This is a genomic window from Haemophilus sp. UMB1048 (assembly GCF_030218125.1).
In the GTDB taxonomy this organism is placed as follows: Bacteria; Pseudomonadota; Gammaproteobacteria; order Enterobacterales; family Pasteurellaceae; genus Haemophilus_D.
This window is the reverse complement of record NZ_JASOPB010000002.1, coordinates 229272-253203: the sequence shown is the minus strand read 5'-3', so window position 1 is coordinate 253203 and position 23932 is coordinate 229272. Positions and strand designations below refer to the sequence as shown.

Sequence of the window (23932 nt, the reverse complement as noted above, 5' to 3'; positions counted from 1 at the left end):
CATTCCCATTTTTATAGGGGGCAATCACTTGCCCCATAATTAACTATCCCGAAAACGGCATACTAATCGCATGCAAACGATTGACGATTTCACTTAAACGCGGATCGGCTTCGCGTTCTAGGTATTCACCTAAACGTACACCAAATGGCACCTTGTCATTTTCTGCCATCATTGCCATAAATTGGTTAGCGATGTTACCGCCTTGACGATAACCGGCAAGACGACGTGCTTCACGTTCAAGGCTAATACGTAAATCCAACGGAATAGTTGGGAAACGTAATTTAGCTTCTGCGTTAGGATCGGCTTTTTCTTGTTTACCTTTGAGCTTTTGATCAAGCAAACCAAGCGCGACAGCAAAACCATAAATGGTGGCGGCAGGTGTTGGTGGACAGCCAGGGATATATACATCAACCGGTACGATTTGGTCAGAACCACCCCATACACAATAGAGATCGTGGAAAATACCACCGCCGCAACCGCAAGCCCCGTAAGCGATACAAATTTTTGGATCCGGCGCGGCTTGATAAGCACGCATGGCTGGCGTACGCATCGCACGGGTAACCGCACCTGTGAACAAAAGAATGTCCGCATGGCGAGGTGACGCTACCACTTTAATACCAAAACGTTCCGCATCAAATGTTGGCGTAATAGTACTGAAAATCTCGATTTCACACCCATTACAACCGCCACAGTCCACACGGTAAACGTAAGCTGAACGTTGAATATCTTTCAGCAACGTTTGTTTCATTTTGGCAATATTTTCATCAATACTAAACGGTGTTGATATACCATTAACCGGCATTGGAATTTGAGTGTTCATCGTCTTTCGCCTCCTGCTAAAACTTTAGGTAAATCAACCGCACTTTCCTCACGTTGTTCGATTGCTTTTTTGAAATTCAAGCGAACTGGCTCCTTAAAGTCGATCAATTTCATCCGCATATTGGATTCCATATTTGCGGTTTTTTCTAAACTATGTTGACGTTTGCAAACCGGACAGGTATGTAATTCCGCCAATTTTCGTTTCACTAACTCTGGATTATCCAAAGTTTGTTTGAATAAATCGATGGTGTAATTTAGTTCTTTATAAGAAATAAACGGTTTACCACATTCCTGACAGGCGACTGTCGCAAAGGTCGTTTCTTGGAAAAGATCCTGTTTATTCGTCACTGATAATTCAAAATCTTGCGATAATCGAATCGCCTTAGTTGGACAAACCTCCTCGCAACGACCGCAGAAAATACAACGACCAAGGAATAACGACCATGTACGTTCGCCTGTAACGGGATCCGTTCTCATCGTTAATGCATTGGCTGGACAGGCAATGGTACAAGCCGCGCAGACAATACATTGATCAGAATTAAGTTCTGGTTTTCCTCTAAAATCATCATCGACTTCATAAGGTTTGAACGGATATTTGGTGGTGACATCACCTGCTTTAAATACCGTTTTTAGTAATTTAAACATTTTCCGCCTCCCCTATTTCAATGGTGAATTTTTACGTTCGATACCGTAGCGTTCAATCTCTTTATAATCTACGGTTTTCGCTTTGCGTTTACGCACATCCACCACGGTGACACGGTCGGTACAAGAATAACAAGGGTCAAGACTACCAATAATAAGTGGCGCATCAGACACTGTATTGCCACGCAACATATAGCGTAAAGTTGGCCAGTTAGCATAAGTCGCAGCACGACAACGCCAACGGAAAAGTTTTTGGTTGTCTCCTAGCATTGACCAGTGAATATCTTCGCCACGTGGTGCCTCAGTAATCCCTAAAGCAAAACGTCCAGGCGTATAATTGAAACCTTCTTTTAAGATTTCGCCACTTGGCAAATTATCCACCATGTAATCGATGATATTCATGGATTCAAACACTTCATTAATCCGCACTTTCACACGAGATAACACATCACCATTGGCTTCAGTGAAGAGATTGAAAGGAATATCGCCATAACCAGAGAATGGGTGTACTTTACGCACATCACGCGCAAAGCCAGAACCACGAATCATTGGACCAACCGGGCTAAAGTCACGAGCGATATCTTTTGCCAAGACACCGACACCTACCGTACGTTGTTCCATATTCGGTGTATTTAATAAAATATCGGTTAAGGTTTTGAGTTCTTCACGCATTTCGCCGATAAGTTTGATACATTGCTCACGTTGATGTTTCAACATATCGCGACGCACACCACCGATAAGGTTAATACCATAGGTTTTACGTGCACCGGTTAGCACTTCTGCCAAGGTCATAGATTTCTCACGAACGCGGAAGAATTGCATAAAGCCAGTATCAAAGCCAGTAAAGTGGCTAGATAGACCTAAATTTAATAAGTGACTGTGTAAACGTTCTACTTCTAATAAAATCGCACGGATCCATTCAGCGCGTTTTGGAATTTGAATCCCCAAAGCGCTTTCTACAGAATTAGCATAGGCCACACTATGTGTAAAACCACAAATCCCACACACACGGTCAGCAAGGAAGTTAACTTGGTCGTAATCCATACGGGTTTCCGCCAATTTTTCCATACCACGGTGTACATAGAACAAACGATAATCCGCATCAATGATGTCTTCCCCATCCACGAACAAACGGAAGTGTCCAGGTTCATCCGAAGTGATATGTAACGGGCCAAGTGGAACGATACGTGCCTCGCCTTTTTCGTTAATAAATTCGTATGTTTCTGTCGCGGTTGTCGGATCAGGACGTAAACGATAGTCCATGGAGTCTTTACGTAATGGATAAAGATCGTCCGGCCAATCATCTGGCAACACTAAGCGGCGTTGGTCAGGTAAACCAACGGCTTTCAAACCATACATATCGAATAATTCACGTTCGCCCCAAACAGCCGCTTTGACTTTTGGTGTCACAGACGGAAATTCCAAGCTCACAGGATCGACCAAGGCTTTAATGGTGATAAAAGTTTTCACTTCCCCTTCCATGGAAAGCACGTAGTACACTGCATAGTTACCATGAATTGAACGCTCATCATTCCCGAATACCAAAGGTAACCAACCTTCATGTTGATAATAAAGGTATTCAACCACGTCAGGTAACATATTGGTTTTAATGGTAAGGGTAACCTGATTTGGTGTTGACCACTCCTCATCCAAAATAGTATTTGGAAATTTTGCATTGACTGCTTCAATGTAATTTTTGCCAATCATTTTGGCTGGATCGACTGATGTATTTTTAGTTAATTCCATATATTTATCCCTCCTGTCGATCATTGCGCTAAACTTTGCCAAGGTAAAACTAACATTTCACCAAAAGACACTTGTTCAGATCCGAGTACAATTCCGACCGCACTTTTTAATAACTGCAAAATTGGTTCGGCAATATGAATACCCATAATAAACATGAATAACAATAAAATTGCCATCGCCACGAGTGAAACTTTGTTCACATCCCCCACTTCAACATTATCCGGTTGTTTGCCTAATACGGTTTTTAATACCATTAAAGACAATCCAGCTAACACGATAGTGAGTAAAATTAAACAGAACACCATTAACCAAGTTTTACCTGCGTAAATACCAGCAACAGCAATACTGAATTCACTGACGAACACGTTAAATGGTGGGATACCACCTAGTGCTAATGCACCACCGGCAAATAACACCGCCGTCATTGGTGCGACACGCCATAAACCACGAACTTGGTTCATATCACGGGTTTTGTATTTCAATAAAATGTTACCTGAAGCACAGAACAGCAAGGTTTTCGCTAAGCTATGGTTAATGGTATGTAATAACCCAGCAAATACACCTATTGGGCCACCTAAACCAAAAGCGAAGCTAATTAAACCCATGTTTTCAATACTGGAGTATGCCAATAAGCGTTTGATGTCGAATTGAACGATAATAAACAAGGCCGCAACCAATACAGAAAGTAAACCGAATACCAATAATAAGGTTTGCGGGTATGTAGAACCGACTGCTTTAGAAACTAAGATGTAATAGCGCAATACTACCAACATGGCACAGTTCAATAATACCGCTGATAAAATCGCACTCACTGGACTTGGTGCCTCACTGTGCGCATCAGATAACCAAGTATGCATTGGAAATAGACCGCACTTAGTACCAAAGCCAACCAAAATGAAGGCAAAAGCGAGATACATAAGCATCGGATTCAAACCCGCTGCCTGTTGATTGATTTCTGTCCAGAAAATGGCTTGGCTAGGATCCGCTAAAAGATTGGTACCATTAGAGAACGTTAAAATTGTGCCATACAATCCAAACGCCACCCCAACTGAACAAATAATAATGTATTTCCATGCAGCCTCAAGAGAGGTTTTTTGTTTGTATGTGCCGACCAAGAATGCAGAACTTAATGTGGTTGCTTCAATGGCTGCCCACATCAAAATCACATTATTGGTGATCACAGAAATAATCATAGTGAAGAAAAACAAATGCAAAAAGCCGTAGTAATTGCAGTATGTTTTCAAATCAAGATGCCCTTCACGATATTCCGTACCAATGTAGCCGATAGAATAAATACCGGCTAATGTTCCGACAATAGCGATGAGACCTAAGAAAATAGCAGATAGACTGTCGATGTAAACCCAGTTATTTAATGCACTGATTTCCCCCTGAGTTAGCACGCCATTAATAATTTGTAAGGCAAATGCTAACATCAAAATCAAACCTGTAACATGAAGTGCGGTACAAATTGTCCGTGCTTTTGCCACGCCACAAGCGAAACTGGCAAGTGATATTGCTAAAGGTGCGATTAATAACGCGATTATCCATTGTTCATACATAGCGTTACCCCTTCAAACTCATAAGTTGTTTTGCATCTAATGAATGGAATGTACGGTAAATTTTGTTTACCAACACCACCATTATGATGACGGCAAAGATAGCATCTGTGGCAATTCCGATTTCCACTAACTCAGGTGCTTTATTTGCCAATAAGGCTAATGTGAGATGAGAACCGTTTTCCATCAAACAATAACCGAATACTTGTTTTACGATATTGCGTTGGCTAACAATGCACACTAAACCTAATAAGAAGTGACTTAATGACACTGATAATGCTGGTTTAAGATGGGCAACCAACGGTAAATCGATTGGGACAACGACAAAGTAGCACAATGTCACTATCACTGCTGTGATCGGGATCAACCAAGCGACATTTATTCCAGCTGGAGTTTGACTTTCATCAACTTTTTTCATCGCATAGATTAAAATCGCGGGTACCAAAACCACTTTGGTAATAAATGCGCTGATTGACCACATGTAAAGTTCATGGGCTTGCATTTCATTGGCAAGATAGACAAACAGTAATACCAACACCAACGATTGCAAACTGTAAAACAATGCAGCTTTTTTGGCGGTTCGAACCATAATTACGCAAAGAGAGGTAATAATGAGTAAACACGCAAGTCCATTTATCATTAACATAGAGTCCTCCTTAACCTAACCCGCCAAACCTAGCCAATATGCAGCAATGAAGCTAGAACATACAGACATCACCATGAGAATCACTAATACGATACTCATTGAAAACGTAATTGGTTGTGCTTCAGCCACTGCTTCTGACGGTTTACCGATGACGCATTGTCCGAATTTATACAACAACCATACGAATGTTGCAGTAGATTCAACTAAAGCAAGTACCATCAACCATGTGATCCAACCGTATTCTTGGCCTAATTCAAATCCAGCCGCGAATAACGGATATTTACTGAAGAATCCGTTAAACGGCGGCACCCCAGCAATCGCTAATGCGGCTACACCAAATCCTGCACCAACCACTGGCATTGTACGCATAATACCTTGTAACAATGGCATTGAACGGGTTCCTGTCGCATAACTCAATGATCCTGCTACCAAGAAGAATAAGCTTTTCGCGAAAGCATGGTTGAAGATGTAGCTAATTGCTGCCACAAAGGCCAATTTAGAACCTAATGCAGCAAGAGAAATCCCAATGAAAATATAAGAAAGTTGGGTAATGGTTGAATACGCCAATAAACGTTTTAAGTCAGTTTGTGGCAAGTACATCAAGAAGCCGTAAATTAAGGTAATCATCGCCATGATGATGCCGACTTCGCCCACAATATGTGGAATCTCACCAGCAGACATAACTGAACGAGCGAAAATATACACCCCAACTTTTACCATTGATGCGGCGTGCAAATACGCACTCACCGGTGTTGGTGCTTCCATCGCATTCGGCAACCAAATTTGCATTGGTAATTGCGCTGATTTACCCCACGCAGCAAACATTACGCCGAATAACACGATGGTTTTCGCGCTCGGATCTAAATGTTCTAACGCTGTGATAGAGAAAGTACCTGATTGGCTGAACAAATAGGCTGCAGCAATATATAACCCGATTGCCCCCACATGGGTAATAATCAAGGCTTTCATTGCAGCTGCTTGGGCTTTTGGCGTTTGGTAATAACTGATTAATGCCCAAGAACATCCCCCTGTAATTTCGAAGAACAATAATTGTCCAGCTAAAGTTGAGGAATACACCAAGCCTGCCATGGCACCGATAAAAATAAGCAAGAAGGCATAAAAGCGTGGTAACCCGTTATGTGGGTGTTCACGGTTTTTATCGGTTAAATAACCGCAAGAATATAGGCAGATTAAGAAACCTAAGGCCACAACGGCAAAGGCAATTAATGTACTGACTGCATCAAGAGTAACACCAAAGATCGCGGTTTTATCAAAAGCGACGATGTCATAAGTGACGCTTTGATGGCCATCAGCAAACCATTGTCCTGCGACTAACAAGGTTCCCAACGTAGCAAGCGCAGCAAATACGGTGGCAATTTGAGCAAAGTGTTTTTTGTTCAAACCGACAATAAATGCCCCTACGAAAGGTAAAATGATTGTAATCAGAGCTAAACGTTCCATATTTGTCCTCCTTACAACCCAGTGAAGTAAAATACAAACGCCAACACAGAAATGCCGAAGCCGACCACGGTTAAACGTCCGGTTAACATAAAGCGGGTACGAGAAAGTGTGTTTTCAAAGACACAAGCCAATACGAACACTACGAATAATTTCACGAAGAATAAAACACCGCCTAAAATGACCGCACTTAAGCTCATCTCTGTCGGAATTCCAAACGGAAGCAACACACTCACAAAAATGGAAGCCACAACCATCGATTTTAAGCTTAAGCCTATTTTTAATAGGGCGAGTGCTGGTCCTGAATATTCAGTTAATGGACCTTCTTGTAATTCTTGTTCTGCTTCTGCCAAATCGAATGGAATTTTACCCATTTCAATAAACACAGCGAAGAATGCCGCGGCGATTGCAATCACTGTCGCAATTGGATATTGCCAAGTGTTTTCGGAAAGTGCATTACCGATAACAGCAAAATTGGTTGAACCCGCAATTAAAGCAATCACAAGGAATGCCAACATGAGAATTGGTTCTACCAAGACACCTAATGTGACTTCACGACTTGCCCCTAAACTTGAGAATGTGCTGTTTGAATCCAAACCCGCAATTGAAAAGAAGAAACGGAACAAGGCGAATAAGTAAATCACGGTGATTAAATCACTGCCTGCGCCAAACGGTGCAACACGAGTAAATAAAGGTAAGCTCATGGCAACTACCATCACAGTGCTAATTAGCACATAAGGCATCACTTTAGAAACCCAACCCGCATTGTCAGGCCAAATATTTTGACGTTTCATTAATTTCGCAATGTCGCGATAATCTTGTAATACGCCTGGACCGCGACGAGATTGAATGCGAGCACGGATCATACGTGAAATACCGGAAAATAACGGTGCAAGGGCAAGTAAAATCAAGGCTTGCACAATGGCAAAAACAAACATTCCGGCAGATGTTGCAATTTCTGAAGGTAACGTAATCATCTTCAACCTCCTACATCAACGCAATGGAAAGTAGTATTGCCACCAAGGCAATCACGAAGTACACGCAGTACAAACGGAAGTCACCTTGTTGCAACCATTGAATTTTAGTTCCTAACCAAGGAATAAAACGAGCGATCGGCATGGTCACTTTTTCTTCCCAGAAAGGTTCTGTTTTTGTTGCGCCTTTAATTACTGCTTGGATGCCTTTATCACCTAAAGGTGCAGGATCCAATACTTCGCGCAAGGTATAAAGCGGTTTGAAAATCGTACGTAATGGACGAGTAAAACTACCCGCAGAAGCCGCCATATCTTGTTCATAAGCATAACCACAAGCCCATGGATTGCCTTTTGCACGATCGGATAAACGTTGATTTTTGGTGAAGGCGTAAAAACTAAATGGCAAGAAGAAGAATGCCAATAGCATGATAGTCACCATCGGTGTTGAAAGCACGGTATGCGGTTCAGCTTGCGCGACCACTACACCATTTTGAGCCAACATTAGCGGCTCGCTATGAGCAAGTGCGGTCGAAATTTTCGCAATTATTGGAGTCACCACAGATGCGCCCACACCTAACAACACACAACATAACGCTAATACCGCCATGGCAATCACCATTGGTTTTGGCACTTCGCGTGCATTGGCTGCTTTTTCGCTACGCGGTGCACCACCAAAGCTGATACCGTACACTTTCACGAAACAAAGTGCTGCTAACGCACCCGTCAATGCCAACATAATGATGGCAATTGGACCGGCAAGTTTTAATACGAAATCATCACTTTGGCTTAATGTGAATAAGGATTGATAAGTAAACCATTCACTGACAAAACCGTTAAACGGTGGCAATGCAGAAATCGCCATGGTACCGATTAAGAAACAGAACGCAGTGTAAGGCATAAGTTTGCCTAAGCCGCCCATTAAGTCCATGTCTTTGGTATGCAAGCGATACATCACAGAACCCGCACCTAAGAATAACAAACCTTTGAACACGGCATGGTTAAGTAAGTGATATAACCCACCAAGCAAGCCCACAGTAGCCAATACGGGATGATGTGTTGCGATACCAATCATACCAACGCCCACACCCATCATAATGATGCCGATATTTTCTACCGTGTGATAAGCCAAGAGTTTTTTGATGTCATGTTCTGCCAAGGCATAAAGTACGCCGAGCACGGAAGAGACTGCACCGAAACCAAGTACGATAACGCCATACCAAACATTGGTAGAACCGAGAAGATCGACACCCACTTTAATGATCCCGAAGATACCGATTTTAACCATCACACCAGACATCATTGCGGATGCATGAGAAGGTGCAGCTGGGTGAGCTTTCGGTAACCAGCTGTGTAATGGAATCATCCCTGCTTTGGCGCCAAAACCTAAAAATGCCAAAATAAAGGCGGTAAAGGCAAGCGGTGCCGGTAAAGTGGTTTGACGGAATGCGCTAAATTCAAAACTACCGGCATAGCAGTAGAAAATAAAGAAGGCGATCATAATTAATACCGAACCAGCATGCGCAATAAAGAAATAAAGCAAGCCTGCATTTACGGCATTGTCATCTTGTTCGGTAAGCACTAAGAAATAAGATGCCAATGACATCATTTCAAAGAATACAAGGAAGTAGAATGCATTATCGCTGGTGACTAACGCAACCATGGAAGCGATAAATAAATTCATAAAGAAGCCCATGGAACCTGCGCCTTTACCTTTATATTCTTTTACATAAGAGAAAGAATAAAGTGCGGTCACAATCACTAATAAAGAAATGACACACACCATAAAGGCTGCCAATCCGTCAATACGGATGGAGAACGAGGCAAATTCAAATGGGGTTTTGAAAACATCAACGACTGTGTCGCTGCTGATCAGAACGGGGATGCAGGCAACAATACCTAACACTCCAGCAAGTACACCGGTCACGCCGGATATATTGATTGAAAGTTGTTCGTTTCGTCTCACTGCGAGCGAAATAAACGCACCTACGACATAAATCAACAGGGTCGTGATGAGTAAATTGATTGGTAAACTCATAATATCACTCCATTGATTACAAGTTAAACACACTAATTATCTTGGGATAGCAGGCGAAGAAACCATTGCCATTTCACGTTTTCTTTCGTTAGCCTGTTTGATACTCTCATCACTAATAATAAATAACGTTTTGGTCGGACAGGTTTGTACACAAGCCGGACCATCTTCACGGAAATAGCAAAGATCGCATTTCACCGCAATGGCTTTTACGCCAGGTTGCCATGCCAACATATTGTGTAAATCCGTATTATCTGGTGCAGTACGAATATCTCGTTTTACCGCATCAGTGAAGGAGAATCCTTCATAATAGGTTGGTGCGTCAATCGGTGCTGAACCATGTTGGGTAATTGCACCGAATGGGCAAGCAATACCACAAAGTTTACAACCGATACAGAGACTTTCGTTAAGTTGAATGGTGTCATCAATATGTGTAATGGCGTGTACAGGACACACGGTAGCACATGGTGAATCATCACAATGACGACAGAGAATTGGCACGGTTACATCATCATTACGCATGACTTGTAAGCGTGGAAAAGATTGTAATCCGAAAGCTTTATGCACTTCGCTACAAGCGGCCATACAGGTGTTGCATCCAATGCAATCCTTCGGATCACCGATTACAAAACGATTCATACATTCCCCTCCTTGTATGTAAATAACGTTTCTACAATAACCACTCTAGAAGTAAGGATACTCCTCTAAGAAACAAAAGCTCAAGAAGTAAATTGTCAAACAATGATTAAGATCAAAAGATTTCCATTGTTTTTCTATTACTGTGATGCCCCTGTTAAATAACGGTGAAACATAATAATTTTATGTTAAAAATGTGAACAAATTTTCAACAAATGGACATCACCCTATTTGAAATATCGCTATACAAATTTAAATGCTTACGTGATAAAATTTCCCTTTCGTAGTATGTTTATTGCCTCACAATAAACAATTCATCTCATAAACATTCTAACTAAGGACAGATTATGTGTTTAGGTATTCCGGGACAGATCATTCAAGTAGCTGACAGCGCATTACAGCTTGCTGTAGTCGATGTGTGCGGAGTTAAAAGAGAGGTTAATATTTCATTAATTTGTCAGGATGACCCAAAACCTCTAGTTGGCAAATGGGTTCTCGTACATGTGGGTTTTGCCATGACGATTATCGATGAAGAAGAAGCCAAACAGACGCAAGAAGCCTTAATTGCGATGAGCCAGCTAGAACACGAAGTCGGCGATTTTCTTGGCCTCAATCAAAAATAAACAGGATTGCGTTATGCAAGGGATCGAATTACGCATAAAAGGAAAAGTTCAGGGCGTGGGATTTCGCCCTTTTGTTTGGCTTCTGGCAAATCAATATGGATTAAATGGAGATGTCAATAATGATGGACAAGGCGTATTAATTCGTTTTGTTTCTCCACCAACAGATGCACTCGAGCAATTTTTATCCGACTTACAAAACAAACTCCCACCGCTAGCGCAAATTACCGATATTACTCAGCGCGCCATTGATTGGCCAGAAGCAACTGCAATAACAGACTTTACTATCCGAGAAAGCGAAAACAATCAAATGGACACGCAAATTATTCCCGATGCAGCGACCTGTCCACATTGTTTAGCTGACTTATTCGATCCCAACAATCGACGTTATCACTACCCCTTTACCAATTGTACCCATTGTGGCCCGCGTTTCACCATCATCAAGGCAATTCCTTACGACCGAAAAAACACAGCGATGTCAGTTTTTCCGCTTTGTCCAAAATGTGAAAGAGAATACAAAGATCCCGCTGATCGTCGTTTTCATGCTCAACCTAACGCTTGTTCGGTCTGTGGTCCTCATATCTGGTTACAAGATCGAGAACAAACGCTTGCTACTCATGAAACAGCACTAAAACAGACCGCACTTTTATTGCAAGAAGCTCATATCATTGCAGTTAAAGGCTTAGGTGGTTTTCATCTAGCCTGTGATGCGAATAACCAAAAGACTGTTGATTTATTACGTCAACGGAAACATCGTCCAACAAAACCATTAGCCATCATGGTGCCTGACTTGCAGTTTTTACAGGATTTAACGCCTCAAGAAACAGAATTGCTGACAAGCAGTGCTGCACCGATTGTACTGCTAGCAAAACATAAAGTACCCAATATTGCTGATAACATCGCACCTCACTTGCAAGAAATCGGCGTCATGCTTCCAAGTAATCCACTGCAGCATTTGTTGTTACGCGCAGTTAATCGTCCGCTAGTCATGACCTCTGCTAACGCAAGCGGACAACCTCCCGTACTGAAGAATGAACATGCGGTAGAACAATTAAATGATTTAGCTGATTTTTATCTTTGTCACAATCGCGATATTTTACAACGTGCCGATGATAGCCTTGTTCGCGTTGCCTTCGATGGATTAGAAACGCTACGTCGTGCTCGTGGCTACGTGCCCGATGAAATACCACTTGAAACACAAAGTCCGAAAAATGTATTGGCGTTAGGTTCCGATCTGAAAAATACATTCTGCTTACTACGTCACAATAAAGCCATACTAAGCCAACATATTGGCGACACAGCAAATGAACAAGTGCGGTCACAATTAAGTGAAAATATTGAATTATTTCAAAGTATTTATCAATTTAAACCAGACATCATCGCTGTCGATACTCACCCAGGCTATTTTTCATCTTCCATTGGTAAACAACTTGCCGAACAGCAACAAATCACACCAATAGAAGTACTGCATCATCATGCTCATATTGTCAGCGTAATGGCTGAGCACAATTGTAATGAACCTGTTATTGGTCTTGCACTAGACGGTATCGGCATGGGCGAAAATGGACAACTTTGGGGGGGAGAATGCCTACTTGTTGATTATCAACATAGCCAATATTTAGGTGGTCTGCCGGCTGTTGCTCTACCAGGTGGCGATCTTGCAGCCAAACAACCTTGGCGCAACTGGCTGGCCCACCTGCATCAATTTGTGCCACAATGGCAAGAAATTCTCACCAAAACTTGCACTGAACCGAATTGGCAAATATTAGTCAATGCCATTGAGCGTGGACTCAATTGCCCACCTATATCATCTGCGGGGCGTTTATTTGACGCCGTAGCTTATGCTCTCGGTATTGCTCCAAGCATCGTTTCTTGGGAAGGTGAAGCGGCTTGCCATCTCGAAGCACTGGCAAATAGCTCATTCTTTGCCATACAACCGGAAAGTGCGGTCAATATTCCTGTAAAAATGCCGCTTATCGGCAATAAACTGGATTTGTCTTATTTCTGGCAAAGTTGGTTGAATTATAATAATGCTTCTGTTGAAGATAAAGCCTTCGCCTTTCATTATGCTCTTGCCCAAGGTTTTGCTGAACTTGCTGCAAACCAAGCACGCCAACACCAATGCCGTACTATCGTGTTATCTGGTGGTGTGATGCATAACCAGCTGCTACGTCGCTTATTAAAAGAAAATTTGAGCGAATTCCATGTACTGAGTGCGCATAAATTACCGATGGGTGATGGCGGACTCAGTTTAGGTCAGGCTGTTATTGCCATGCATAGAAACTGATAATTTCTAATATTAAAATATAAGAAAAAGAGTTAATCGGAAAATGACGATTAACTCTTTTGTTTTTGTATTTATAACGGAATACTGGAAAAGAAAACCAATAACAATGGTGGCAGAATATTCGTCACAAAGCCAAATGAAATGGCTATAGGTGTCACTTCAATGCCCCCCGCTTTTTGAATAATCGGCAAAGTGCAATCTATTGCGGTCGCTCCCGTAATTCCAATTGCCGTCGAACGGAAATGACGCATAAATAATGGGATGACAAATAAACTGACAATTTCACGGGATAAATCATTAAAAAAGGCAATACTACCCTGCACCGGTCCCCATGCATTGGTTAATACTACACTGGATAATGAATACCACCCCATTCCAGAGGCAAACGCCAGTCCTTGCGTAATGGGCATAGCCAAAACAAGAGCAGCAATGATACCACCTAGTAATGAAGTAAAAGTAAACACCATTCCCGTTTGGAAACCTCGTTTATTGAAAAGAGCTTCTTTCAAGGAAATGCCGTTATTTCTTAGCTGAATCCCCACAAAGAAAATCAGTACAATCAATACATACAGATTAATACCTGTAGGTAACATGAGATAGGATTTGAATAAGAAACCACAAAGGGTGCCAATTACCACTGTGCCGGAAAGTTTGAGAGAGTCAATTAAGGAGTGCCAACGAGAATCAATTTTACCTTGTGATTTAAGTGGCTCAGCTGGGTTAAAGCGATCGTAAAGCATCAGGCCAATCATATTTGAACCCAAAATGATCGCAGATAACGCCAATGCGGTTGTACCAATAATAGGGAGTTTATGTTCTAAATCATCCAATTGACCAAGCAAATACCCCATTAAGAAAAGGATGATGTAAAGCAAAAACATGACGATATGATTAATCTTTGCGATATAGGATTTATTATTGACCTTCAGTAGATAGCCTAACACCATCGGTACCAAGACAATTAATAAGCCATTTATCATATCCTGCATCACACTTCTCCTTTATTATTCCATTGAGTCTAGCATACCCCTTTTCTACTATTTTTCAAAGCGCATAAAAAAAGTGCGGTCAAAATTAACCGCACTTTTAATCATCTGAAAAATAAAAACTGACTAGCTATTTACTCGACGGCGAGTCGCTACGGCATCAGATAACTGTTTCAACAAGATTTCTGTATCTTCCCAACCAATACAAGCGTCAGTAATACTTTGTCCGTAAGTATGCGCTTTACCATCCACTAAATCTTGACGACCTTCAACGATATGGCTCTCTACCATCACACCAAAGATTTGTTTTGAACCACCTGCGATTTGCTGACAAACATCTTCACAAACCTCCATTTGTTTTTTAAATTGTTTGCTACTATTTGCATGACTGAAATCAATCATTACATGTGGAATACGACCTGATTTTTCGATCTCTGCACAAACTTTTGAAATATCTTCTACTTTATAGTTAGGGCCTTTATCGCCACCACGTAAAATAATATGGCAGTCTTCATTTCCTTTTGTTGAAACAATAGCAGAATGACCAAATTTAGTTACGGATAAGAAATAATGAGAAGCTTCTGCTGCGCCCATTGCATCTAATGCCACTTTCACGCCACCATTTGTGCCATTTTTAAAGCCTACCGCACAAGATAATCCTGAAGCTAACTCACGGTGAACTTGAGATTCAGTTGTTCTCGCACCAATTGCACCCCAACTCATAAAATCTGCCACATATTGCGGTGTGATCATATCTAAGAACTCACCGGCTGATGGCACACCTAAGTTATTAATATCAGATAACAATTTACGTGCAATACGTAAACCATCATTTAAACGATACGTATCATTTAAATAAGGATCGTTAATTAAGCCTTTCCAACCTACTGTTGTACGCGGTTTTTCAAAGTAAACGCGCATCACCACTTCAAGTGTATCTTTATATTCATCACGTAATACTTTTAAACGTTTAGCGTAATCTAATGCAGCTTTAGGATCATGTATAGAACAAGGACCAATTACCACAAGTAAACGGTCATCTTTTCCATGAATAATATTGTGGGCATGTAAACGGGTTTCACGAACTAACTCAGCTGCTTCTTCACTTGCAGGAAATTTTTCTAATAAAGCAATGGGAGGCAATACCTGATCCACTTTTTCAATTCGGGTATCGTCATTTGCAACTTTTATTTCGATATCTTCTTTCTTCGTCGCCATATGTCACTCTCTAAATCTTAAATGTTGTGCTTAAAATCTAATGGCGTTACTCTACACCTATTTTTTGTACTAGTAAACTAGTTCATTTGAATTCATACACTAATTTTATACAATTGCATAAAACTTGTACTCATTAAGCAATCCAAGTAGGTCGTTATTAAACTACCTTTCGCCTTAGCTGGCAAGGATTTTGGTGTAAAAATAGGTTGTACCTGCTCCATTTAAAATAGATTATTCTTTTATCCTCTAAAATGAATAAATAAATTTGAATAAAGTGTGGTCATAAAAAACAATTTCAATTCCAACCGCACTTTTTTAAATATTTTTTTAAATTCCCTTGTTTTTACTGAACATTCCCCCCATTTCTTTGTCTGAATGAACACTTATTCAGTCATTTATTTTTACTTGGAGAACTCTATGAAGAAAAGAAATTTTGTATTAACCGGCATCGCATTAGGTTTAAGCGTATTTGCGACCTCTTTATCCGCTCAAGCGGCTATTCCGAATGAAATCGTAGAACAAGGCAGCCTAGCGCCAATGTTAGAAAAAGCGCAAGCAGCTGTTGTGACTCTTTCCGTTGAAGGCAAAGCAAAAGCAAACAGCCGTTCAGCATTACCTGATGATATTCCGGAAGAATTTAAATTTTTCTTTGGTGATCAATTTGGTGAACAATTTGGTGGAAACCGTGGCTCATCACGTAACTTCCGTGGTTTAGGTTCTGGCGTGATCATCAATGCAGATAAAGGCTATGTTTTAACTAACAATCACGTGGTAGATGGTGCGGATAAAATTACCGTAAAATTACAAGACGGACGTGAATTCAAAGCAAAACTCGTTGGAAAAGACGAACAATCTGATATCGCTTTAGTACAAATCGAAAAACCAACAAACCTCACCGCAATCAAAATGGCCGACTCCGATAAATTACACGTAGGTGATTTCACCGTTGCTATCGGTAACCCATTCGGTTTAGGTCAAACTGTAACCTCTGGTATTGTTTCAGCACTAGGTCGCTCTACTGGTTCAGATAGCGGTGCGTATGAAAACTATATTCAAACCGATGCGGCGGTAAACCGTGGTAACTCTGGTGGTGCATTATTGAATTTACAAGGTGAATTAATTGGTATTAATACGGCTATTATTTCTCCAAGTGGCGGTAACGCTGGGATTGCCTTTGCGATTCCAAGCAACCAAGCCAACAACCTTGTGCAGCAAATCTTAGAATTTGGTGAAGTACGTCGTGGTTTACTCGGTATTAAAGGTGGCGAATTAAATGCAGATTTAGCGAAAGCCTTTAATGTCAGTGCGCAACAAGGTGCATTTGTGAGTGAAGTCATTCCAAATTCTGCTGCCGAAAAAGCTGGCTTAAAAGCGGGTGATGTGATTACCGCAATGAATGGTCAAAAAATTTCAAGCTTCGCTGAAATGCGTGCGAAAATCGCAACTTCTGGTGCGGGTAAAGAAATTGAACTTACTTATTTACGTGATGGTAAATCTGAAAACGTAAAAGTGACCTTACAAGCAGACGATGGCACTCAAGCTGCGAGCAAAACGGAACTTCCAGCATTAGATGGTGCAACCTTAAGCAACTATGATACAAAAGGCGTGAAAGGTGTGGAAATTAGCAAAGTACAGCCAAATTCAATGGCAGCACAACGCGGTTTAAAATCGGGCGATATCATCATCGGCATCAACCGCCAGCCAATTGAAAGCACCCAAGACTTACGCAAAGCGCTAGATGAAAAACCATCTGCTGTTGCACTCAATATCTTACGTGGTAAAAATAACTTCTACTTATTAGTGCAATAAAATAAAAAAGAGCGGTCAATCTGGCCGCTCTTTTTCTTTATTCCGATACCATAAACTGCTCTCTCAATTGATGAAGCTGATCGCGTACTGCAGCGGCTTTTTCAAACTCAAGATCTTGAGCAAATTTATACATTTGTTGTTCCAATTTCTTAATTTGTTGTTGGAATTCTTTGGCTGATTTAGGCGCATTGTAAAGTGCGGTCGGTTCAGCCGCCGTTTTTCCACGCTGTTTTGATTTCGCTTTTTGATTTGCACCTTGACCAATATCTAACAACTCGCCGACTTTCTTATTCAATGCCTGTGGAACAATACCGTGCTCTTCATTGTATTTCATTTGTTTTTCACGACGGCGATTGGTTTCGGTAATGGCTTTTTCCATAGATTTAGTCATGCTATCAGCATACAAAATTGCTTTACCATTCAAGTTTCGAGCGGCACGACCGATTGTTTGTATTAAGGAGCGTTCAGAACGCAAGAAACCTTCTTTATCCGCATCTAAAATGGCAACAAGAGAAACCTCTGGAATATCCAGCCCCTCACGTAATAAGTTGATACCGACCAACACATCGAATTCACCTAAACGTAAATCACGAATAATCTCTACACGCTCAACGGTATCAATATCTGAATGCAAATAACGCACACGAATGCCGTGTTCGTCTAAGTAATCCGTTAAATCTTCTGCCATTTTCTTCGTTAGCGTCGTCACTAAAACACGCTCATTTTTATCCGCTCTTTGACGCGCTTCAGAGAGCAAATCATCCACTTGAATGGATACTGGACGAATTTCAATTTGTGGATCGAGTAAGCCCGTTGGACGTACCACCTGATCGACTATTTCACTGCCCGATTTTTCCAACTCATAAGGGCCTGGTGTCGCTGAAACGTAAATCGTCTGCGGCGCTAAACGCTCAAACTCTTCAAAGCGTAATGGACGGTTATCCAATGCAGAAGGCAAGCGGAAACCATATTCGACCAAGGTTTCTTTGCGCGAACGGTCACCACGATACATCCCACCAATTTGAGGAACAGTTACGTGTGATTCATCAATAATCAAAATCGCATCAGACGGCATATAATCAAATAATGTCGGAGGCGGTTCCCCCTCATTTCGGCCAGAAAGATAGCGTGAATAGTTTTCGATTCCCGAGCAATAGCCGAGCTCATTCATCATCTCAATGTCAAATTGCGTACGTTGGGTAATACGCTGCTCTTCCAACAGCTTATGTTCTTTGATGAAATATTCACGGCGTTGCACAAGCTCCGCTTTGATTTTTTCAATAGCATCTAAAATACGCTCTCTTGGCGTCACATAGTGGGTTTTCGGATACACCGTAAAACGCGGAACAGCGCCAAAACTAGTACCAGTTAAAGGATCAAATAAACTTAAACGTTCAATTTCATCATCAAATAATTCAATTCGTACCGCTCGATCGTCAGATTCTGCAGGGAAAATATCAATCACTTCGCCGTGCACCCGGAATGTACCACGCTGAAAAGCTTGATCGTTTCTTGTATATTGTAATTCCGCCAACTTCGCTAAAATCTGACGTTGATCGATAATGGCACCTTGCTGTAAATGCAACATCATCTGCAAATAGCTATCCGGATCACCCAAACCATAAATCGCGGATACAGACGCCACTACAATAGTATCTCGACGCTCTAAGAACGACTTCGTGGCAGAAAGACGCATCTGTTCAATCTGATCATTAATAGAAGCATCTTTCTCGATAAAGGTATCACTACTCGGTACATAAGCTTCTGGCTGATAATAATCATAGTATGAAACGAAATATTCCACCGCGTTTTCAGGAAAGAACGCCTTCATTTCAGCATAAAGCTGAGCGGCCAGGGTTTTATTTGGGGCAAGTAACATCGCCGGGCGGTTTAATGTCGCAATGACATTCGCAATCGTAAAGGTTTTGCCTGACCCCGTTACCCCGAGAAGTGTTTGATGGGCCAAACCATCCTCTAAATTTTCGACTAATTTTTCGATTGCTTGGGGCTGATCGCCAGAAGGCTTAAAATCGGAATGAAGGATAAAAGGCTTAGTATTAATTTTCTCTGCCATAAGTGCGGTCAATTTTTTAGGTATTTTAGAAATGGAGCTATTTTAGCACATTTATTGCTCCAAATTGAGTGATAAAAATCCAAGTTTTACACATACTTAGGCGTGTCAAGTCTGAAACACTTCAAAATTGAAAAATATTTTATTTTTTTTGCTGGACTTTATGCAACATATTGATATTTAAAAGAATATTCACTTATGGCTAATAGATGAACAATTTAAGGAAAAGCCAGTCTGCACCAGTGGTTGACCATTTTAAACAAAAACAATCCACAAAGTTATCCACAGGCTTTGTGGATAGAAAAAAGTGCAAAATTTTTTATGATTTTTTTCATTTTTGGTATTGACAAGAAGTGGTCCGATCATTAAAATGCGCGCCTATTCTTTGTGATACCAAATTTATTCCTCCTTAGTTCAGTCGGTAGAACGGTGGACTGTTAATCCATATGTCGCAGGTTCGAGTCCCGCAGGAGGAGCCAAATTTCTCTTTTGGTTTAGCTTTCGTTTGTCTCCTTTTACGAATCCTAAATTAGTAGCCAAAAGAATTTAAGCCCATCGTGTTGATGGGCTTTATTTTTATCTAATCTATACTGATTTAATGAATTATCAGGCTAATTTAATGCTGAACGATCATCGATTAAATTATCGCATTCCCAGCCGATATAATCGCCAGAAAACTCCATGGCTAGCTTTTCAAAGCGCTCTACCCACTCGAAGATCTCATTACTGTCTAATGAAAGCTCTTGCTCCAATTTCACCATAAAGTAAGGTTCTTCATCTTCTTCTGTTTGAATGGCTTGGCTAGAATATTTCAACGTATTAAAAGAGACTTGTCCGAGCGTCAATTCATCCATAAAGGGAAACATCTTCTCTTCTTCATCAAAATGGAAAGTATGCTCAATTAAATAAGTGTCGCTTAAATTACGCCCTTTACTATTCAGCATACTCAAAATCTCTTCTGTCGCATTTAATTTCATTTCTAATGGTGAAGCCAACAAGAAATCGAAATAGGTATCCCAATTTGGATCATTCTGTACATTGATTTCTGAGACAAAATCGAGTTGTTGAAGGGTTTCTTTAAGCAAAGCATCATGTTCACAATAGAAATGCATTTTTGCCTGATGGTTACAAATAAAGTGCCCAGCAAAAAAAACATTTGGAAGTGCGGTCAATTGTGCAAGGATTTTAAAAAGACGATTAATCAATTTTTCATATTCTTCTTCATTCGGCAAACCGTCCTCATCTCCCTGGTAAGGCACGGTAAATTGCACAACTTTACTAAGATGTTTACCATGATAAACATCTAAATCTTCAATATTTGCGGTAAACACGGCAGGCATACCATTCACTTGCGAACGATAATTCTGCCAATTTGCCATATCCATGTTGCTTTCCTATTTAAACTCTGCCCAGATTGGTGCGTGATCTGACGGTTTTTCCATTGCACGAATATCTAATGCAATACCGACATCAACGCAACGCTCTGCTAATTGACGATTCACTAAAATATGATCGATACGTAATCCACGGTTATCATCAAAACCTTTTGAGCGATAATCAAACCACGAGAACTTGTCATTGACTGTTGGGTTTAATTTACGGAACGTATCTTCTAAACCATAATCGTATAAGCGTTGATACCATTCTCGCTCTTCGGGTAAGAATGAGCATTTGCCAGTACGCAACCAACGCTTGCGGTTTTCATCACCAATGCCAATATCTAAATCGCTTGGACTGATATTCATATCGCCCATAATTAACACTGGATTGGCTTTATCGTGATCTTGTTCTAAATAGCGTTGAAGATCCGCATAAAATTTTTCTTTTGCCGGAAACTTGGTTTCATGTGCACGACTTTCGCCCTGTGGGAAATAGCCATTAATTACCGTTAACAAACCAAATGGCGTTTCTAAATCTGCCATAATTATGCGTTTTTGCGCATCTTCATTATCAGTTGGAAAACCACGACGCACCGCTTTTGGTTCTTGTTTGGTTAACAGTGCTACACCGTAATGCCCTTTTTGCCCATGGTGAAAAACGTGATAGCCCAGATTGTCTGTAATTGCATAAGGAAAATCTTCATCCGCGACTTTAATTTCTTGTAAACCAATCACATCTGGTTGGTATTTTTCAATAATTGCTTCGAGTTGATGAGGTCGGGCACGTAAACCATTAATATTAAAAGAGATAAATTTCATTTTTATTCCTAATGTGAAAAATTGTGGCTATTATACAAAATAATTGAAATCTTAACCGCACTTTTCCTCTTGTAACGGAAGAAGTTACGCCTATTAATGTAATTACTCTTCAGTTTTAATCAAATGAATTTTGATCCTTCTTTCTAATTAAAATTTTTCCTAAAAACTCACTTTATAAATAAAACTAAGTTACTTATACTGGCCGCATTTTTATTACCTTACTCGGATCATTTTATGAATATTTATACTTACTTGTGTTTTCTCACCACAATAGCTATTTTAATCAGTTTTATCACTCGTAAACTGAATGATAAGATCCAATATACGATCGCTATCACAGCCACTTCCATGGCGGGCTCACTGTTTCTAGTTTTGCTGGGTTATTTCAACTGGTTTAATTTAGATGATATTGCAACACGTGTTATTGAGCGTATCGATTTTAAAGATTTCTTATTAAATGGAATTTTAGGTTTTTTGCTCTTTGCTGGAGCCTTGGGCATTAAACTCCCTGTATTGAACAATCAAAAATGGGAAATTACCACTTTCGCCCTGTTCTCAACGCTCGCCTCAACCTTTTTTATTGGTTTTCTACTTTATGGTATTGCCTTATTTTTCGGCTGGAATATTGATTTAATTTACTGCATCTTATTTGGTGCACTGATATCGCCTGATGACCCTATTGCTGTACTTGCTATTATCAAAAACTTAAAAGCCCCAAAACGCTTATCCATGCAGGTGGAAGGCGAATCACTTTTTAATGATGGGATTGGCTTGGTAATTTTTACCACGGTTTTTGCCGTCGCATTTGGCGGTCATGAACCGACAGCAAGCGGTATTCTCCATTTATTTTTTAAAGAAGCTTTAGGCGGGATTGCATTTGGATTAGTTTTAGGCCTATTCGCCCATTATTTGATTTCAGCTACAGATGATGGTTCGCTAGAAATTCTCTTAACCTTAATCGTACCAACCGCGGGCTTTATGCTTGCTAATCTCTTGCACGTCTCAGGTGCATTAGCTATGGTTGTCGCAGGGATTTTAATCGGGAACTGGACAAGATACACTGGATTTTCTCGACAAAGCCAACGCTATTTAGATCACTTTTGGGAAATGATTGATCACTTCCTCAACTCCTTACTCTTCATCTTAATCGGTTTAGCGATTTTATTGATTCATGTGTCTTGGCAAGGTTTAATCTTAATTTTCCTCGCTATTCCGGTTTGCTTAATCTGTCGCTATGCAAGTGTTTGGTTGCCATTCCAAGTTATGAAACGCTACCGTAAATACAACCCTTACACTATGAAAGTACTCACTTGGGGTGCATTACGAGGTGGATTAGCGCTCGCTATGGCGCTTTCTATTCCAAGTGGCCAATTTTATATTGAAGGATTAGAAATGGATGTTCGTGATCTTATTTTAGGTATGACATATGCAGTAGTGGCATTCTCAATTCTCGTACAAGGCATGACAATTGAGACCTTAATTCGTAAATCAAAAGAAGCTACTATGCGTGAACGTGGCTATACAGGTATCGGATTAGCGAAATAATCAATAACATTTATATCTTTGGCTCAGCACTTGCTGAGCCTATTTTTTGAATCTGAGACATAACGCCTTCACGATGCCACCACTCTCCTTCTTTAGGAACAGTAAATACATCAAATGCCTGACCTTTAAATTCAAATTGCAATCTTGCATCGTGCAAATAAGTGCGGTCAATATTTTCAGTGTTTTTACCATAAAGCGCATCGCCTAAAATCGGGCTACCTAAGCTTTTCATCGCTACACGCAATTGATGAGTTTTGCCTGTTTGTGGCTTTAAGATAAATAATCGTAAATTAGGCTCACAACTTACACTTTCAAAACGCGTAATAGCTGGATTTTCTTTCGATGGGCAGAGTTTCCAGGCGCCGTTTCTGGCCTTTTGCATATCCCCGACAATCAATCCTTGTTTCTTTTTAGGTTTCTGATTACTAAGGGCGAGATAAGTTTTTTGAATACGGTGTTCAGCAAAAAGTCGGAAAAATTCAGCCGCACTTTCGGCGTTCAATGCCAAAATGAGTAAACCTGATGTCACTTTATCTAACCGATGTACAAGCCAAACTTGCGGCACGCCAAGCTGCTCAGCAAGCAAAGTGGTTAAACCAATTTCGCTTTGATCTTTATGCACACTAAGCCCACAAGGCTTGTAAATAATGATAAAATCATCGGTCTGATAAACAATGTCTAATTTCATA

The 23932-nt window shown here is 40.7% G+C and carries 19 protein-coding genes and 1 tRNA gene; 5 read left to right on the top strand and 15 right to left on the bottom strand.

Going from position 1 to position 23932, the window contains the following annotated elements; translation table 11 throughout:
* Positions 1-43: 43 nt before the first annotated feature.
* From QP437_RS02920 to QP437_RS02880, 9 genes are read right to left on the bottom strand one after another with little or no spacing between them, the layout of a single operon-like run.
* The gene (locus QP437_RS02920) at positions 44-820 is read right to left on the bottom strand and encodes an NADH-quinone oxidoreductase subunit B family protein (protein WP_005696266.1); all 777 of its coding nucleotides are present in this window, start codon (positions 818-820) and stop codon (positions 44-46) included.
* Positions 817-1464, bottom strand: coding sequence for a formate hydrogenlyase complex iron-sulfur subunit (locus QP437_RS02915; protein WP_049365603.1), 648 nt, complete (start codon positions 1462-1464; stop codon positions 817-819). The genes QP437_RS02920 and QP437_RS02915 overlap by 4 nt, the downstream gene beginning before the upstream one ends.
* Before the next feature lie 12 nt (positions 1465-1476).
* Positions 1477-3207, bottom strand: a complete 1731-nt coding sequence (locus tag QP437_RS02910) for an NADH-quinone oxidoreductase subunit C (RefSeq protein ID WP_049365604.1) — start codon at positions 3205-3207, stop codon at positions 1477-1479.
* A 20-nt stretch (positions 3208-3227) separates the two neighbouring features.
* Positions 3228-4766, bottom strand: coding sequence for a hydrogenase 4 subunit F (locus QP437_RS02905; protein WP_285266893.1), 1539 nt, complete (start codon positions 4764-4766; stop codon positions 3228-3230).
* A gap of 4 nt (positions 4767-4770) precedes the next feature.
* The gene (gene hyfE / locus QP437_RS02900; RefSeq protein ID WP_005697594.1) at positions 4771-5409 is read right to left on the bottom strand and encodes a hydrogenase 4 membrane subunit; all 639 of its coding nucleotides are present in this window, start codon (positions 5407-5409) and stop codon (positions 4771-4773) included.
* A gap of 15 nt (positions 5410-5424) precedes the next feature.
* Entirely contained in the window at positions 5425-6870 is a 1446-nt protein-coding gene (locus QP437_RS02895) for a hydrogenase 4 subunit D (protein WP_285266892.1), read from the bottom strand.
* Positions 6871-6881: 11 nt separating this feature from the next.
* On the bottom strand, positions 6882-7844 hold the full coding sequence (locus tag QP437_RS02890) for a respiratory chain complex I subunit 1 family protein (protein WP_178164813.1): 963 nt from the start codon (positions 7842-7844) through the stop codon (positions 6882-6884).
* Positions 7845-7854: 10 nt separating this feature from the next.
* Positions 7855-9876: a hydrogenase 4 subunit B gene (gene hyfB / locus QP437_RS02885; protein ID WP_285266891.1), complete on the bottom strand. Its 2022-nt coding sequence runs from the start codon at positions 9874-9876 to the stop codon at positions 7855-7857.
* Between the two features lie 36 nt (positions 9877-9912).
* Entirely contained in the window at positions 9913-10512 is a 600-nt protein-coding gene (locus QP437_RS02880; protein ID WP_049357467.1) for a 4Fe-4S dicluster domain-containing protein, read from the bottom strand.
* Positions 10513-10856: 344 nt separating this feature from the next.
* On the opposite strand from QP437_RS02880, the gene hybG reads away from it, so the two are divergent.
* Both hybG and hypF read left to right on the top strand, forming a co-directional pair.
* Positions 10857-11132: a hydrogenase maturation factor HybG gene (gene hybG, locus QP437_RS02875; protein ID WP_005696275.1), complete on the top strand. Its 276-nt coding sequence runs from the start codon at positions 10857-10859 to the stop codon at positions 11130-11132.
* A gap of 13 nt (positions 11133-11145) precedes the next feature.
* Positions 11146-13416 carry a carbamoyltransferase HypF gene (hypF, locus tag QP437_RS02870; protein ID WP_285266890.1) on the top strand — a complete coding sequence of 757 codons (2271 nt, stop codon included), beginning with the start codon at positions 11146-11148 and terminating at the stop codon, positions 13414-13416.
* Between the two features lie 71 nt (positions 13417-13487).
* Here hypF and QP437_RS02865 read toward each other — a convergent pair whose 3' ends face one another.
* Together QP437_RS02865 and aroG are read right to left on the bottom strand one after the other, a co-directional pair.
* Positions 13488-14405: a lysine exporter LysO family protein gene (locus tag QP437_RS02865; RefSeq protein WP_285266889.1), complete on the bottom strand. Its 918-nt coding sequence runs from the start codon at positions 14403-14405 to the stop codon at positions 13488-13490.
* Positions 14406-14528: 123 nt separating this feature from the next.
* On the bottom strand, positions 14529-15620 hold the full coding sequence (gene aroG, locus QP437_RS02860) for a 3-deoxy-7-phosphoheptulonate synthase AroG (RefSeq protein WP_285266888.1): 1092 nt from the start codon (positions 15618-15620) through the stop codon (positions 14529-14531).
* 417 nt (positions 15621-16037) lie between these two features.
* On the opposite strand from aroG, the gene QP437_RS02855 reads away from it, so the two are divergent.
* Positions 16038-17429, top strand: coding sequence for a DegQ family serine endoprotease (locus QP437_RS02855; RefSeq protein ID WP_285266887.1), 1392 nt, complete (start codon positions 16038-16040; stop codon positions 17427-17429).
* A 37-nt stretch (positions 17430-17466) separates the two neighbouring features.
* Here QP437_RS02855 and uvrB read toward each other — a convergent pair whose 3' ends face one another.
* Entirely contained in the window at positions 17467-19503 is a 2037-nt protein-coding gene (gene uvrB, locus QP437_RS02850; RefSeq protein WP_285266886.1) for an excinuclease ABC subunit UvrB, read from the bottom strand.
* Between the two features lie 400 nt (positions 19504-19903).
* On the opposite strand from uvrB, the gene QP437_RS02845 reads away from it, so the two are divergent.
* Positions 19904-19979, top strand: a tRNA-Asn gene (locus QP437_RS02845).
* A 132-nt stretch (positions 19980-20111) separates the two neighbouring features.
* Here QP437_RS02845 and QP437_RS02840 read toward each other — a convergent pair.
* Complete coding sequence (locus QP437_RS02840) at positions 20112-20885, bottom strand: TIGR01619 family protein (protein ID WP_054418850.1); 774 nt, start codon at positions 20883-20885, stop codon at positions 20112-20114.
* Between the two features lie 9 nt (positions 20886-20894).
* Positions 20895-21698, bottom strand: coding sequence for an exodeoxyribonuclease III (xthA, locus tag QP437_RS02835; RefSeq protein WP_054418848.1), 804 nt, complete (start codon positions 21696-21698; stop codon positions 20895-20897).
* A 234-nt stretch (positions 21699-21932) separates the two neighbouring features.
* On the opposite strand from xthA, the gene QP437_RS02830 reads away from it, so the two are divergent.
* A complete protein-coding gene (locus QP437_RS02830) occupies positions 21933-23243 on the top strand; it encodes a sodium:proton antiporter (protein ID WP_285266885.1) in 1311 nt (436 codons plus the stop codon).
* Between the two features lie 10 nt (positions 23244-23253).
* On the opposite strand, the gene QP437_RS02825 is transcribed toward QP437_RS02830, so the two are convergent.
* Entirely contained in the window at positions 23254-23931 is a 678-nt protein-coding gene (locus QP437_RS02825; RefSeq protein ID WP_285266884.1) for a TIGR01621 family pseudouridine synthase, read from the bottom strand.
* Position 23932: the final 1 nt, after the last annotated feature.

Excerpts from the sequence above, each read along its gene's own strand:
- QP437_RS02905 (WP_285266893.1), bottom strand. The coding sequence starts at position 4,766 with ATGTATGAACAATGGATAATCGCGTTATTAATCGCACCTTTAGCAATA.
- QP437_RS02915 (WP_049365603.1), bottom strand. The coding sequence starts at position 1,464 with ATGTTTAAATTACTAAAAACGGTATTTAAAGCAGGTGATGTCACCACC.
- QP437_RS02880 (WP_049357467.1), bottom strand. The coding sequence starts at position 10,512 with ATGAATCGTTTTGTAATCGGTGATCCGAAGGATTGCATTGGATGCAAC.
- hypF (WP_285266890.1), top strand. The coding sequence starts at position 11,146 with ATGCAAGGGATCGAATTACGCATAAAAGGAAAAGTTCAGGGCGTGGGA.
- QP437_RS02825 (WP_285266884.1), bottom strand. The coding sequence starts at position 23,931 with ATGAAATTAGACATTGTTTATCAGACCGATGATTTTATCATTATTTAC.
- hyfE (WP_005697594.1), bottom strand. The coding sequence starts at position 5,409 with ATGTTAATGATAAATGGACTTGCGTGTTTACTCATTATTACCTCTCTT.
- QP437_RS02890 (WP_178164813.1), bottom strand. The coding sequence starts at position 7,844 with ATGATTACGTTACCTTCAGAAATTGCAACATCTGCCGGAATGTTTGTT.
- hyfB (WP_285266891.1), bottom strand. The coding sequence starts at position 9,876 with ATGAGTTTACCAATCAATTTACTCATCACGACCCTGTTGATTTATGTC.
- QP437_RS02830 (WP_285266885.1), top strand. The coding sequence starts at position 21,933 with ATGAATATTTATACTTACTTGTGTTTTCTCACCACAATAGCTATTTTA.
- QP437_RS02920 (WP_005696266.1), bottom strand. The coding sequence starts at position 820 with ATGAACACTCAAATTCCAATGCCGGTTAATGGTATATCAACACCGTTT.
- QP437_RS02840 (WP_054418850.1), bottom strand. The coding sequence starts at position 20,885 with ATGGATATGGCAAATTGGCAGAATTATCGTTCGCAAGTGAATGGTATG.
- QP437_RS02910 (WP_049365604.1), bottom strand. The coding sequence starts at position 3,207 with ATGGAATTAACTAAAAATACATCAGTCGATCCAGCCAAAATGATTGGC.
- hybG (WP_005696275.1), top strand. The coding sequence starts at position 10,857 with ATGTGTTTAGGTATTCCGGGACAGATCATTCAAGTAGCTGACAGCGCA.
- uvrB (WP_285266886.1), bottom strand. The coding sequence starts at position 19,503 with ATGGCAGAGAAAATTAATACTAAGCCTTTTATCCTTCATTCCGATTTT.
- xthA (WP_054418848.1), bottom strand. The coding sequence starts at position 21,698 with ATGAAATTTATCTCTTTTAATATTAATGGTTTACGTGCCCGACCTCAT.
- QP437_RS02855 (WP_285266887.1), top strand. The coding sequence starts at position 16,038 with ATGAAGAAAAGAAATTTTGTATTAACCGGCATCGCATTAGGTTTAAGC.
- QP437_RS02865 (WP_285266889.1), bottom strand. The coding sequence starts at position 14,405 with ATGCAGGATATGATAAATGGCTTATTAATTGTCTTGGTACCGATGGTG.
- aroG (WP_285266888.1), bottom strand. The coding sequence starts at position 15,620 with ATGGCGACGAAGAAAGAAGATATCGAAATAAAAGTTGCAAATGACGAT.
- QP437_RS02895 (WP_285266892.1), bottom strand. The coding sequence starts at position 6,870 with ATGGAACGTTTAGCTCTGATTACAATCATTTTACCTTTCGTAGGGGCA.